Source organism: Nodosilinea sp. E11, assembly GCF_032813545.1.
Classification (GTDB): domain Bacteria; phylum Cyanobacteriota; class Cyanobacteriia; order Phormidesmidales; family Phormidesmidaceae; genus Nodosilinea.
On record NZ_CP136520.1, the window covers coordinates 331,294 to 344,165 of the forward strand.

9 protein-coding genes and 1 pseudogene are annotated in these 12,872 nt (G+C 58.3%); 6 read left to right on the forward strand and 4 right to left on the reverse strand.

The genetic code is table 11. The features are described 5' to 3' along the window. Window positions 1-242 precede the first annotated feature (242 nt). Window positions 243-632, forward strand: coding sequence for an AbrB family transcriptional regulator (locus tag RRF56_RS03995; protein WP_317036334.1), 390 nt, complete (start codon window positions 243-245; stop codon window positions 630-632). Between the two features lie 358 nt (window positions 633-990). On the opposite strand, the gene RRF56_RS04000 is transcribed toward RRF56_RS03995, so the two are convergent. After that, entirely contained in the window at window positions 991-1,347 is a 357-nt protein-coding gene (locus RRF56_RS04000; RefSeq protein ID WP_317036335.1) for a rhodanese-like domain-containing protein, read from the reverse strand. A gap of 151 nt (window positions 1,348-1,498) precedes the next feature. On the opposite strand from RRF56_RS04000, the gene RRF56_RS04005 reads away from it, so the two are divergent. The 4 genes from RRF56_RS04005 (at window position 1,499) to mtnC (ending at window position 3,940) form a co-directional block, all read left to right on the forward strand. Then, a complete protein-coding gene (locus RRF56_RS04005; RefSeq protein WP_317036336.1) occupies window positions 1,499-1,648 on the forward strand; it encodes a hypothetical protein in 150 nt (49 codons plus the stop codon). Between the two features lie 243 nt (window positions 1,649-1,891). Further along, entirely contained in the window at window positions 1,892-2,509 is a 618-nt protein-coding gene (locus tag RRF56_RS04010; RefSeq protein ID WP_317036337.1) for a methylthioribulose 1-phosphate dehydratase, read from the forward strand. A gap of 65 nt (window positions 2,510-2,574) precedes the next feature. Further along, window positions 2,575-3,126: a cupin domain-containing protein gene (locus tag RRF56_RS04015; RefSeq protein WP_317036338.1), complete on the forward strand. Its 552-nt coding sequence runs from the start codon at window positions 2,575-2,577 to the stop codon at window positions 3,124-3,126. A 106-nt stretch (window positions 3,127-3,232) separates the two neighbouring features. Continuing rightward, a complete protein-coding gene (gene mtnC / locus RRF56_RS04020) occupies window positions 3,233-3,940 on the forward strand; it encodes an acireductone synthase (RefSeq protein WP_317036339.1) in 708 nt (235 codons plus the stop codon). A gap of 187 nt (window positions 3,941-4,127) precedes the next feature. Here mtnC and RRF56_RS04025 read toward each other — a convergent pair. From RRF56_RS04025 to RRF56_RS04035, 3 genes and pseudogenes are all read right to left on the reverse strand, one after another. Then, window positions 4,128-4,411, reverse strand: a pseudogene (locus RRF56_RS04025) (hypothetical protein). Window positions 4,412-4,576: 165 nt separating this feature from the next. After that, window positions 4,577-9,604 carry a hypothetical protein gene (locus RRF56_RS04030; protein WP_317036341.1) on the reverse strand — a complete coding sequence of 1,676 codons (5,028 nt, stop codon included), beginning with the start codon at window positions 9,602-9,604 and terminating at the stop codon, window positions 4,577-4,579. Then, window positions 9,597-10,970 (reverse strand): AAA family ATPase, encoded by a 1,374-nt coding sequence (locus RRF56_RS04035; RefSeq protein ID WP_317036342.1) that lies wholly within the window; start codon window positions 10,968-10,970, stop codon window positions 9,597-9,599. The genes RRF56_RS04030 and RRF56_RS04035 overlap by 8 nt, the downstream gene beginning before the upstream one ends. 274 nt (window positions 10,971-11,244) lie before the next feature. On the opposite strand from RRF56_RS04035, the gene RRF56_RS04040 reads away from it, so the two are divergent. Continuing rightward, window positions 11,245-12,864: a cation:proton antiporter gene (locus RRF56_RS04040; protein WP_317036343.1), complete on the forward strand. Its 1,620-nt coding sequence runs from the start codon at window positions 11,245-11,247 to the stop codon at window positions 12,862-12,864. Window positions 12,865-12,872: the final 8 nt, after the last annotated feature.

Below are 12,872 nucleotides of genomic sequence, written 5' to 3' on the forward strand. Positions count from 1 at the left end.
AGAACTCACCAGGTAGTGAGGTTAGTAGATCGAATCGCGAAATTCTAGTCAGTGGTACTTTTCATAGCGTGGCAAGTTCGCATGAGTGAACCATGACTCTATAAAGTTAGCATTCCAGTGAAATTTTCTATCACCACTTTCAAATTATTAGATAGAGTAGAAAAGAAGTCCTAAAAGACTCCAGAATATTTTTCTGTGGGTCATTTAGCATTTTGCCCTGTTTTCTGTGGATAGTCAAAATTATGGCAGTGAAAGAGAAAGAAGCGTTGGTTGGCAAAGAGCTTCTGGCCAAGGTCAAAGAGAATGACGGGTTGAGCAAGCGAGAACTCGCTAGAGAGTGCGGCTACTACACCGTAGGCAAGGATGGACAGACTAGGGTAACGCTAGCCGAGTTCTATGATGCGTTGCTGTCGGCAAAGGGGATTCAGCTTGAACCTGAGAAAAGCAAAGATGGTAGAGGTCGGGAAGCATCCTATACCGTCACTGTTCACAAGAATGGTCAAATTGTGATTGGGGCGGCCTATACGAAAGAAATGGGCCTCAAGTCTGGGGATGAGTTTCAGATCAAGCTGGGCTACAAGCACATGCGATTGGTCAAGCTAGGCGAAGATGGCAACGAAGACGAAGCTTAATGGGTAGGTGATTCGACACTCCGGGGGAGTGGCGTTGCCAGCGTAGGGTGAATGACTGAGCGCCTTCGGTATAGTTCTGAAGGCTATGCTGCTAAATGTCATTGGCCCTTGCGATCGCATGCAATTTTTTCTATTGAAGGCTTCCTGTTCACCGAGTTACAAGCATCTACCTTAAACAGCAAAATCTCCTAGGACATTCATTAGCCTAGGAGGTTTTGTTGTTAAGGGCCATTGCCAAGACAGACGCTGCCGCAGAAGGTGATTGGGTTAGCTTCCCCCTGCCTCACTAGACTACAGAGCTTGTGAGGTATTCAACGACCTACGACTGTAATGTCACGCCACCCTTTTGGAGGAGTGTTTACACACCTTCAAAAGGGTATTTAGCTGCTTTCCAGGCTGGCAAGCCACCCTTTAGCTCAGCAACACGCTGGTATCCAGCCGTCCTCAATTGGTTGGCCGCCTCAGCGGTCACAGCCTCAGAATTGCCATAAATATAAATATCGCGCTCTTTCTCAAGACTGCCACCAATCGCAGCGGTCAGAGTCAGCAAAGGCATAGAGACTGAACCCTGAATCCGAGTTTCATTGAAATCTGCCCGATCTCGCACATCAATGATGGTCAATGCAGGCTCACCCCAGTCAAGACGAGACTTGAGCTCCTGAGCTGTTGCCTGAGGCTTGAGGGTAGGAGGAAATGCAGTGGCAAAAGCGTTCATAGAGGAGCCTTAGTTAAGAATGTAAAGACTAACCCCCTTAATGTAACGAACTTTTGAATTTTATAAAGTTTTCTTGACTATATCTCTGTTTGATTTTACTCAGGCAGCCTGTAGAAATTGCCTTTGGTTTGGCCCTCTCAAAATCAGCATCGTGCTGGCACTCATCATGGCCATAGCGGTCATCATCAACCCTATTTACAATCGCCTGGTGCCCGAGGAAGATTCCCCGCCGATCATGGCGATCGCCTCTGTTCGGCAAGACTATCTCGTTGGGGCATCCTCTCGCCTAGCCCAGCCGTGACCTGTTATTCCCTGCTGCAAACAACCTCACTGGCCACCCCTGGCCCAGGGGAGTTGCGCATAGGTTCCCGCCTCACGCCTTCGCGAGGGCAGGCACTACGCTAGGAATGCCCGGCTTTACCATCTGTTCTCGTAAATCATTTGGGCTAGGCTGGCGCGATTGGCTCTAGCAATAGCTGGGTTTATTGGTGCTATAGTGCGAAGTCTAAAACAGTCAGCCAGGCCGCTCGGGCCATCTACAACCATGGAGTTTCAGGCGATCGCGCAATCTTTAGCCGCAGCAGGCCGCTTTTTGGCCAGCCAAGGCTGGGCACCGGCTACCAGCGGCAACTATTCGGCCCGGCTGGCCGAGGGCCAGGTGGCCATCACCGTCTCGGGGCGCGACAAGGGGCAGCTCACCACCGCCGATATCATGGTGGTTGATGCCGCTGGGCGACCCCTGAGCCCAGGGCTGCGATCGTCTGCCGAAACCTTGCTGCACACCAGTTTGTACCAGGCCTATCCAGCGGTGGGGGCGGTACTGCACACCCACTCGATCGACTGCGTCAGCCTATCGCGCTGGCTGCTGGGCCGGGGGCAAGACACCCTGGTGTTAACAAACTATGAACTGCTCAAGGCACTGCCGGGAATTACCACCCATGATGGAGAAGTTGCCCTGCCGATCGTGGCCAATAGCCAGGATATGGTGGCCTTGAGTGACGCAGTGCTGGGGCGGTTGCAACCGTTGACCTGCCGGGTGGGCTACCTGATTGCCGGCCACGGGCTGTATAGCTGGGGGCCTACCATTGCCCAGGCGCAGATGGCGACCGAAGCCCTGGAGGTATTGATCAGCTGTGCCCTACAAGAGGCCCGTCTCGGTTAGCGCCAAACCGCCAGCCCGTTCCTTTTTCCCACCCCTAATTTCCACCCCTAAGAGGACACCAATCAATGACCTTACTCCGCATTTTTAGCGACCAGGATAGCGCAACTCTACTCGATGAATACCGCGATGCCGATGCGATCGCATCGGCCCTTGCCAGCGCTGGTGTGCGCTTTGAGCAGTGGCAAACCCAGGCTCCTTTGCCCCAGGCGGCTGAGCCAGAAGCGATCCTCGCCGCCTACGCCAAAGATATCGATCGCATTAAGGCCGAGGGCGGCTACGTCACCGCCGACGTAATTCGCATGCACCCCGAGCACCCCCAAAGGGCCGAGTTGCGGCAAAAATTTCTGGCTGAGCACATTCACAAAGAAGACGAGGTGCGCTTTTTTGTCGAGGGGCAGGCGGTGTTTTACCTGCACTTGGGCAACAAAATCTACGCCACCCTCTGCACTGCTGGCGATCTGATCGGCGTGCCCGCCAACACTCCCCACTGGTTTGACATGGGCGAGGCCCCCCAGTTTGCTGCCATTCGCCTGTTTTGCAACCCCGAGGGATGGGTGGCCCATTTTACTGATAGCCCCATCGCCCAAGGGTTTCCTGAGTACTCTGCGTTCGTGTAAGGCGGTTTCTGGGAAATAATTCCCAGGTGGTGGGCAGTGTCCATCCCACAGCGGCTACAGTCGCTGGCTGCAAGCTGGTGTCTTCTTCTCTAGAAATCTCTTAACTATGCTTTTACTTGAGGGGCGGCCCATCGGGGCGATCGTGCTCGATATCGAAGGCACCACCACCGACATTGCCTTCGTTAAAAATACGCTGTTCCCCTACGCCGAGAAGCGACTAGAGGGGTTTATGGCTGAGTTTGCCCCCACTGCCGAGGGGCAGGCAGTGCTCGACCAGGTGCGCGCTGAGGTGGGCGACCCAGACCTTAGCCAGGAGGCCTGCGTAGCCCAACTGCTGGCCTGGGCCAAAGCCGACCAAAAGGTGACCCCGCTCAAGGCCGTACAGGGCCTGATCTGGGACGAGGGTTACCGTGACAAAGCCTACTACAGTCACCTATACGACGATGCCGCCGCCTACATTCAAGAGTGGCATCGGCGGGAAGTGCCGCTCTATATCTATTCGTCTGGCTCGATCGCAGCCCAAAAACTGCTGTTTGCTCACACCATTAAGGGCGACCTAACTCCCTGCTTTCGGGGCTATTTTGACACCACTACCGGCTCTAAACTAGAGGCGACTTCTTACCAAAACATCGCCGAGACCCTGGGCATTGTGGCCGCAGAACTGCTGTTTTTGTCTGACCATCCCGGTGAGCTAGCGGCGGCGAGGCAGGCGGGCTGGCAGGTGTGCGCGGTGCAGCGCCCCGGCACGCCAGATTTTGCCGAGAGCCTCCGGGTAGTGACCGATTTTAGCCAACTGCCGCTGACCTTCAGTTAGGCAGTGGAAAGAGGTGTCGGGTGTTGAGTACACGGAGTCAGGTCCAAGGTGCCAAACAAGACCGTACCCCCCATCGTTCCCACGCTCCGCGTGGAGACGCCACTTCTGGCGCTCCAGCGCCCAGGGTATAGACGACGCTAGAGCGTCTGGGGGCACGTCTCGACGCTTTAGCGTCAGGACGATTGTTTCAGTACCAGGGGTCAACGGCGATTAGGCCTGGTTCACCGAGATAGTTGCGGGCACTAGAATAACGCCAATGCTTGGGGCTATCTACATAACCCCGCTTGACTGGATTGTTGTGAATGTACTCTAGCTTTTGCCGCATCATGGCCTCATTGAACAATAGCCCCAGCTGTTCAACAGTATCTCGACGGCTTCGGGCCGGGTAAAGACTGGCAGCCACTCCACTACGGTACAGGTAAGAAAGTGAGGGGCATCGGGTTCGGTAATGACGTAGCGACTGCGACCGATAGCAAGTGCTCTAATTCTGCTGCCCTAGGTTGCCCTCCATCCCTCCCCTCGTTTCCACGCGGAGCGTGGGAACGCCGCCCGTGGCGCTCCAGCGCCCTGGAGTAGATGACGCTGGAGCGTCTGGGGGGCAGGTCTCGACGCGCTAGCGTCGGGACGATGAGCCGATTACTCTAAGCAAATACCCAGAGCTTCGCGCTGGCCGGGGTTGGCGGTGAAGTAGCTCTCTAGCAGGTTGCACCCACGAGCTAGCAGGTCGTCTAGGCCATTGTCTAATCGCCAAATGCGGTGGGTAGTGTTGTCTAAGGAGGTAATAAGGTACTGGCCGTCGTCGCTGAAGCGATCAAAGTCTTTGTCAAAGTTAGTGGTCATGCGGCCCGTAAACTCTGCCAACAACTCACCTGCTAGGTTCCAGAGGGTAGTGGTGCCATATTCTGAGTCAGTGTAAAGCCCTTGCTCATCCGGGGTAAAGCCTCGGAAAACGCCCTCATAGCTGGCCTGCTCGGTGCCGCTGAGGCTCCACAGGCGGCTCTTGCCATCGCTATTGGAATCGGTCACCAGCCCTTGCTCATCCGGGGTAAAGCCTAGGAAAACGCCCTCATAGCTGGCCTGCTCGGTGCCGCTGAGGCTCCACAGGCGGCTCTTGCCATCGCTATTGGAATCGGTCACCAGCCCTTGCTCATCCGGGGTAAAGCCTAGGAAAACGCCCTCATAGCTGGCCTGCTCGGTGCCGCTGAGGCTCCACAGGCGGCTCTTGCCATCGCTATTGGAATCGGTCACCAGCCCTTGCTCATCCGGGGTAAAGCCTAGGAAAACGCCCTCATAGCTGGCCTGCTCGGTGCCGCTGAGGCTCCACAGGCGGCTCTTGCCATCGCTATTGGAATCGGTCACCAGCCCTTGCTCATCCGGGGTAAAGCCTAGGAAAACGCCCTCATAGCTGGCCTGCTCGGTGCCGCTGAGGCTCCACAGGCGGCTCTTGCCATCGCTATAGGAAACGGTCACCAGCCCTTGCTCATCCGGGGTAAAGCCTAGGAAAACGCCCTCATAGCTGGCCTGCTCGGTGCCGCTGAGGCTCCACAGGCGGCTCTTGCCATCGCTATTGGAATCGGTCACCAGCCCTTGCTCATCCGGGGTAAAGCCTAGGAAAACGCCCTCATAGCTGGCCTGCTCGGTGCCGCTGAGGCTCCACAGGCGGCTCTTGCCATCGCTATTGGAATCGGTCACCAGCCCTTGCTCATCCGGGGTAAAGCCTAGGAAAACGCCCTCATAGCTGGCCTGCTCGGTGCCGCTGAGGCTCCACAGGCGGCTCTTGCCATCGCTATAGGAAACGGTCACCAGCCCTTGCTCATCCGGGGTAAAGCCTAGGAAAACGCCCTCATAGCTGGCCTGCTCGGTGCCGCTGAGGCTCCACAGGCGGCTCTTGCCATCGCTATTGGAATCGGTCACCAGCCCTTGCTCATCCGGGGTAAAGCCTAGGAAAACGCCCTCATAGCTGGCCTGCTCGGTGCCGCTGAGGCTCCACAGGCGGCTCTTGCCATCGCTATTGGAATCGGTCACCAGCCCTTGCTCATCCGGGGTAAAGCCTAGGAAAAAGCCCTCATAGCTCCCCCCCTCGGTGAGAGTATTGGTGGTAACTCGCAGGGCCAATAGAGGGCTATAGGCGGGGTAGTTGGCCAGCGTGGCCAGGCTGCTTTTCGCATTGGCCTCGGGCAGCTTAGATTTTAGTTCGTATCCTATCTGCAAGGCTTCAATTAATCCTGCTGCTTGCCTAAAGCGAATATCTCCCAGCCGCAGCAAGGCATTGCCCCGCTGCTCAAGCTGGGTGCCCTCACGGGCAATTTGCTGCTGTCGCGCTGCCGCCTTTGCCTGTACTGCCGCGGCTTGAGCCTCCTGGGCTGCCGAGGCCCTGAGCTGCTCAGCTGCTGTTGCCGCTTTTTGGGCGGCGGCGGCCTGCTGTTGCGCCGCTTGCTGTTGTTCTACCGCTATGCCTTCGGCATTCTTTGCCGCCTCTACGGCTGCCTGAGCCAGTTTGACCTGTTCCAGAGCTTCTTTTGCCGCCTGGTCGGCCTGGCGCTGCCGTTCTACGGCCTCTTTAGCAGCCTTGTCGGCTTCTTCTCTAGCTAAATCAGCTTCTGCCTGGGCCTGGCGGGCACCCTCAACGTCTTGCTGGGCCTGGTCTGCCTGGGCATTTGCTGCCCGAGCAACACGCAGGGCCGATATAGCACTCGGCACAGCAATCAACACCCCCACCAAAGACGCGGCCAACAACCCCGAGCTAAACAGCAGACGCCGCCGCGCCTTTTGGTTAGCCACAGCCAGCTCTTCTTTCTCGGCTTCTGCTAACCGCCGCTGTCGCTTTTCTTCCTCCAGCTCGGCCATTAGCGCCTCTAGCTGGGGCGTTTGCTGCTGGTGAATAAACGCCGCCAAATAGTCATGCACCAGCTGGTACCGATCTTCCGGCGCTTCCGGCAACTGCACCACCAGCCCCGACTCCGTCAGCACTTGCAGCACCAGCCCAAAGGGGGCCACATCCACCGCCGCCTGGGCCGTCAATGCCTGCAACTCATTGGCCAGCTCAGACTTGCTTTTGCGCGGGCGCGTGCCCTTATCATCCGTCAGCAGATACAGCACCAGGTTCGCCAACTGCTGGTGGTGGGTCACTGGGCCACAGTCTTGCACCACATCGTTCAGGTACTGCTGCACCAGGGCCGCTTTAATGCTGGTTTCGGTATGGGGCCAGCCCTGGTAGGCCGCCAACGTATCAATCCCCTCCGCCTGTAGCTGAGAGCCCACAATTTGCAGCTCAATCGGGCGCACTTCCCCCGCCTCGGCCCCCAGGTCGGCCACCACCCGCTCCACCAGGTCGGGGGCCGGGGCGTAGGGCGTGGGCTGGGTTAGGTCATTAATCACCCCCCTGGCATCGTCAGGGCTAAAGTTGCCCAGGTAGTAGATCCACTTTTTATCGAGAATGTTGTTGTCAATAATCGCCAGGTCCGTCAGGCGATTGCACTCTAGCAGGTAGTGGGTATAGTCTTCGCGCAGCGACAGCACCACCTTAATAAACGGCATCGTCAAACAGTCGCCCAAAAACCTGTAAAAACGCAGACGATCCGCTGGCTGATCGCAGGCAAAAAAGAACTCCTCAAACTGGTCAAATATCAGCACTATCGCCCGATTTCGCTGGGTCTGCCGCCGCAGCCGGTCTAACACCATCCCCTCCTCGGAGGGGTGCTCTGGTTGCACTGACAAGTTGATTGGGGTGGGTAACGACTGGGCCGACCCACCCCTAGCCCCTCCGAGGAGGGGAAAGTCGTCCCCCGTCCCCTCTTGGGAGGGGTGCCCGAAGGGCGGGGTGGGTAAGTCTTCGGTATCAGTAGCGTTCTCGGCATCCAGGGTTTGCCCCACCCCTGGCCCCTCCCAGGAGGGGAGCGTAGCGAGCAAATCCTCCACCCAATTGCTATAGCTCCACAGCCGCACCGGTACCACCTGCCGCCCGCCAAACCGCTGCTGCTCCAGGGTAGGCACCAGCCCCGCCTCAATCAGCGAGCTTTTGCCCACCCCCGACGGCCCGTAGACAACGGTGAGCACAAATTCATCTTGCTCCAGCCGGGTCGTCAGCCGTTGCACGTCGTGCTTGCGGCCCGAGGCCATAATCAAATCGGGGCCGTGGTCGCCCGTGGGCAGCGCCGGATTCGTAATCTGCTGCTTGGGCTGTAGCCGCCCCGCCCCCACAAAGGCGCGAAAGTTAAACCGACTCTCGATCGCCTCTTTCTCTCGCCGCGTCTCAAACGCTTGCAGGTAGTGGCCCTGCTCAAAATAGCCTCGGCGCAGATACTCCAGTGTTTGGCTGTAGAGCTGCGGGTCGTACTCGGGTTGGGTAATGCGCTGCACCTGCTCCAGGGTTTGCACCGCCGCATCTACCTGCCCCTGCCCCATCTGGGCCTTGCCCAGCGAAAACACATACCAACTGCGATGAAAACTATGCACCCAGGCATAGAAATCGCGATCCGCCGCCGAGGTTTCGGCGTGGCTATCAGCAACCGGCTGAATCAACGCCAGGGCTGCTTCGGCGTGGCGCTGGGCGGCACCATAGTTCTCATGGGCCAGGTCAACCTCTGCCAAAAAGCCCTCGGCTCGCGCCTGACGAACTGGGTTGGCCTGGGCCTGATGCAGCAACCGCGCCCTGGCGGCAACGGTCTCCAGAGGTTCCCACGCTTCCAGACGGTGCAGGGCTTCGGCCCAGTAGTTGATGTAGCGAGCTATTAGCTCTGGCCGCTGGGCCTGGTCAAAGGTTTGTACGGCCTGTTCAAAATAGCGGCACGCCTGCTGGCAGGCCGGTTCAAACTCGCGGCGGTGGCGCACCGAGTAATTGCGCCACCACAGGCCCAGGTAAAACTGCCCATGGCCCACGTTTTCTTGCCATTGGGCGATAGATTCTGCTGAGCCATTCTGGCTGAGCAGCACTTGCCACTGGGCCAGGCTGCGCTCATAGTGCTCGCGGGCGGCGGGGGTATTGTGGTCGGCAATGCGGCCCTGCACAAACTCCAGAGCGGCAGCCTGGGCTGGAGTTAGAGCAATGTTGTGCTCTGCCAGAGCCGCCAGGCTGGTCTCTAGCTCTTGGCAGCGGGCCGAGCCGGGGGTGAGGCCCAGCTCCTGATTGCTAAGAAAGCGGTTCTCCCGCGATTCCACCACCTGCCGCCCCACGTCGGCAATCAGCTGATCTAAAAAGGCGAGAAAAAACTCGGGCGGCGTGGCAAAGGTAACCGAGTTGGCCCAGGTGTAGAAGTCTGGCGCGGTGCGAATCAGTTGCTTGAGGCCATCGTCGGTGAGCCACAGCACCAGCGGAAACGGAAACTGGCGAAACTCTTCGCGAATCTGGTTGGTGGCGGTGAGTAGCTGCCGCCGGTCGTGCACCCCATCCAGCCCGTAGACCATCAGGGCCTCGGGGGGTGGGCTGCCGATGGCGTTGCGAACGGTGGTGAAGAGAGTGGTGGTGCTGGGGTCGAGGGTCATTTCGGCAAAGGCAACACTGCACTGCTGCCGCAGCTGCTCGACCAGTTCGTGCCGCTGCTGGGTCGAGTTGCAGACTGCCAAAATTAGCTCAAACTCCCCCTGCGAAAATCGCAGCAGGCGACAAAGCTCATCCAGTGCTTGTTGGTTGTGGCGATCGATCTCAGAAGGCGAAACGTCAGGCATCGGGCGTGAGTTCCTTAGCAGCCAGCAGCACGGGGTTGAGGTCAAACCAGGTTTGTCCCGCATCCCGATATTCAAACACAAACAAACTCCGCAGCAGGGTTTGATATTCCCCCTCGCCCCGTACCGCCTTGGTGCGATGCACCTCCCGCAGCAGGCCCCATTCTTCAACCTCGATCGCCTTGGTTAGATCGCTCAGCCTCAGGCTAATTACCTGGTTGAGCAGTGCCTGGGAGAGTGGCGGGTCGGCTTTCTTGAGGCAGTCGTTGACCAGCACTAGCAGGTTTCTGACGTGGCCACCGCTAGCCAAACACAGGCGATCGAGGGTTTCCATAGAGCCAAATATTTGTCCCAGCTGTTCCAGGCGCTGGTCAGTCGGTAGGTCAGGAAAGGCGCGGGCCAAAATCATCTGACGCAGAGCCTCTAGCCCCGGTTCGCAGGGGCTGCCGTCGCGGTTTTGGGTGCGCACTATGGGCAGCACCTGGGGGCTAGCGCCAAACCGATTGGTGAGGTTTTCCTTTTCGTTAGAAAACGACAGCACCAGCGGGATGGTGTAGATCACGTGGCACCTCAGCTGCTTGAGCTGGTCGCCCCGGTCAACAAATAGGTACTCGGGCTGGCGACGATCTTGCACACGGGGCTTGTTGTCGATGCGATCGAGGTTATCGACAATTACCACTAGCCCGGCCTTGCCCTGGTCAAGTAGCTGCCGGTTGGCAGTGTCGATTAGCTCACCGTTGATGATGTCGAGAATGGTCTTAATGCGCGGCTCTAGGTGCTGGCGCAGTAGGGCTCGCACATCCTTGCTGTCTTTGGCCTTGGTGGTAATTTCGCCAATGCCAATCGAGAGCGAATAGGTGCCATCCTCAGCGCTAAAGCCGAGGTCACCGCCGACCTTGAGGCCACCCATCTCTGGAGACTTGATCTTTAGTCCGGTCACCTCAGAATTGAGCAGATCGGCGGTGCTTTTGATTAGCTGCTGAAAGCGGCTGGGGGACAGACGCAGCTTGGCCGCTTCCAAACTTTTGCTCACCTGCTTGGCGATCGCCAGCAGAATGTCGCTGATATCGACATCCCCCATATCTAAATCATCGGTGGACTCAAAATAGACCACCTGATAGCCCGCCGCCTCTAAATCGCGCTGGAGTCGAGAAAGCTCGGTTGATTTGCCGCAGCCAATGTGGCCGGTAAACAATTGGCAGGTCGGCTCTTGCCCCGACAAAATAATGGTGCGCTTCAGTTCCTGCACCAAATCGCTCCCTCGTACAGTCGAGAAGTCGATGTAGTACTGCTTGTCAGCTGGGGAAGTAAGGTTTAGGGTTTTGCTAGGGTTACAGGCCCGAAAAAACCGCCCTGCGTCAAATGTCATGGGTTTGCCGATGCCCCGTCGCTATAGGCTAACTGCCCAAACTATGGCGTATTTTCTCAAAAATAGGCACAAGAAGCCGTTGAAAATTAACGGATATCAGGTGTAGCGCTACTTTTGTAGCGCTAATGACCACAAAAGGGCAATGGCGGTCGCCTGTGCCTGTTTCATTCATTAAAACAACTCAGGCAAGCAGCAGGCAGAATTCAACCGTGAAACGTGAATTCCAAACCCCAACTACGCTATAGTCTGGGGCGAGTTCACCGCCCAAACCGCCATGCTAGAAAGCCTCATCTTGATTTTGCTAGTGGGCTTTTTTGCCGGACAGATAGCCGGGCGACTCAAGGCTCCGGCTCTCGTCGGCATGGTGCTGGCGGGCATTGCCCTCGGCCCCCAGGGGCAAAACCTACTGAGCCCTGGTGTGCTAGGCGCTGCTGACGGTCTGCGCACGATCGCCGTCATGGTCATTCTCATGAAAGCCGGGCTGGGGCTCGATCGCGAAAAACTGGCCCAGCAAGGCACAGTGGCCCTGCGGCTGGGGTTTTTGCCCGCCACCTGCGAGGCTGTAGCGGTGGCCCTGGCGGCGATTTGGCTGCTCAAGTTTGACTTCACCACAGGGTTGCTGCTGGGCTGCATTGTCGGGGCCGAGTCGCCAGCGGTAATTGTGCCTGCCATGCTGCGGCTCAAGAGCCTGGGCTGGGGAGTGGCCAAGGGCATTCCCGACGCAATCTTGACCGGCAGCGCCCTATCAGATGTGCTGCTGCTGCTGGTGTTTAGCCTGCTGCTGGCGTTTTTGGGTCAGGGGGGCGCTGGCGGCCTTAGCTTGGGGGGCATCACCCTGAGCCCCTGGCAGCTGTTGCCCTTTCAAATAGTGAGCCAGATTGGGCTCGGCTTGGCCCTGGGCTGGCTGCTGGCACGGCTGTTGGTGCTGGTGCTGGCAAAGCAAAACTGGACTCAAAACGCAGTGCAGGATGCCCTGGTGGCCGCTAGCTTAGCGCTGTTGCTAGTGGTAGCGGCGGCGGCGGTGCCAGTGTTTTCGGGCTATCTGGCGGTGATGGCCACGGGCTTTTTTCTGATTGAGTTTGACGCGCCTCTGGCCCGGCGGCTGCGGGGCGGCTTCGATGGCCTGTGGGTGGTCGCCCAGATTGTGCTGTTTGTGCTGCTGGGGGCCAGTATTCAGCTCACGGTGCTGGGCGATACGATCGCCGTAGGGCTGCTGATTTTGGCGATCGGCACGCTGCTGGGGCGGGGCCTGGGCTGGTACCTCTCGACGGTGGGTAGCAACTGGACCTGGCCCGAGCGGCTGTTTTTGCTGCCGGGCAACTCGGCCAAGGCCACGGTGCAGGCGGCGATTGGGGCCTTGCCCCTGGCCCAGGGCATTGCCGGGGGAGAAGAAATTCTGGCGATCGCCGCCCTCTCCATTCTAGTTACCGCCCCCTTGGGAGCCTGGGCGATTCCCACCTTTGCGCCGCGACTGCTGGAGCGGGGCGAAGTAGACCCCACTAAAGTGACCGTGGCCCGGCAAATTGTCATTTTGGCGGCGGTGGATACCTCCCCGATGGCGGCTCTGGTGCTGACCAAGGCTGCCGACCTGGCCCGCCGCAGCGACGGCGAGGTGGTAGTGCTCCACGTGGTGCAGGTAGACGATCCTAAGGCCGTGACGAGACTGCAAACCCTAGCTGAGAAGCTGCTGGCCGACATTCGCCACCAGGTCATTGTGCAACCGGGGGCGATCGCCGAAACCATTTTGACCACCGCCCAAACCCACGCTGTGGCAGAAATTGTGGTGGGTAAACGGGGCGATCGCCCGCTAGACGAGGTGTTGCTGGGCTCTGTGTCGCACACGGTGCTAACCACTAGCCCGCTACCGGTGCTGGTGGTCGATGCCTTCAGCTAATCACCCGA

Excerpts from the sequence above, each read along its gene's own strand:
- RRF56_RS03995 (WP_317036334.1), top strand. The coding sequence starts at position 243 with ATGGCAGTGAAAGAGAAAGAAGCGTTGGTTGGCAAAGAGCTTCTGGCC.
- RRF56_RS04000 (WP_317036335.1), bottom strand. The coding sequence starts at position 1,347 with ATGAACGCTTTTGCCACTGCATTTCCTCCTACCCTCAAGCCTCAGGCA.
- RRF56_RS04010 (WP_317036337.1), top strand. The coding sequence starts at position 1,892 with ATGGAGTTTCAGGCGATCGCGCAATCTTTAGCCGCAGCAGGCCGCTTT.
- RRF56_RS04015 (WP_317036338.1), top strand. The coding sequence starts at position 2,575 with ATGACCTTACTCCGCATTTTTAGCGACCAGGATAGCGCAACTCTACTC.
- mtnC (WP_317036339.1), top strand. The coding sequence starts at position 3,233 with ATGCTTTTACTTGAGGGGCGGCCCATCGGGGCGATCGTGCTCGATATC.
- RRF56_RS04030 (WP_317036341.1), bottom strand. The coding sequence starts at position 9,604 with ATGCCTGACGTTTCGCCTTCTGAGATCGATCGCCACAACCAACAAGCA.
- RRF56_RS04035 (WP_317036342.1), bottom strand. The coding sequence starts at position 10,970 with ATGACATTTGACGCAGGGCGGTTTTTTCGGGCCTGTAACCCTAGCAAA.
- RRF56_RS04040 (WP_317036343.1), top strand. The coding sequence starts at position 11,245 with ATGCTAGAAAGCCTCATCTTGATTTTGCTAGTGGGCTTTTTTGCCGGA.